1 pseudogene is annotated in these 211 nt (G+C 41.7%); it reads right to left on the bottom strand.

Features of this window, described 5'->3' with window-relative positions:
- Positions 1-208, bottom strand: a pseudogene (locus tag LCF57_RS11150) (IS5/IS1182 family transposase); the annotation flags it as partial.
- Positions 209-211: the final 3 nt, after the last annotated feature.

Consider the following 211-nt stretch of genomic DNA (forward strand, 5'->3'; position numbering starts at 1 on the left):
AATAACCGAGAAAGATCATTTTAAACAACACGGTAGGATCAATGGCAGGACGCCCGTTGTCCGCACAATACAGCGGGCTTACCTTCTCATGAATAAAGGAAAAGTTTATATATTTATCAACTTTGCGAAGCAAATGATCTTGCGGTACCAGTTCTTCCAGGGAAACGAATTCAAAGGATTGTTGTTTGTCTCGATGAGATCGCAGCATACG

The sequence above is a fragment of the Paenibacillus sp. BJ-4 genome, assembly GCF_020404765.1.
Lineage (GTDB): Bacteria > Bacillota > Bacilli > Paenibacillales > Paenibacillaceae > Paenibacillus.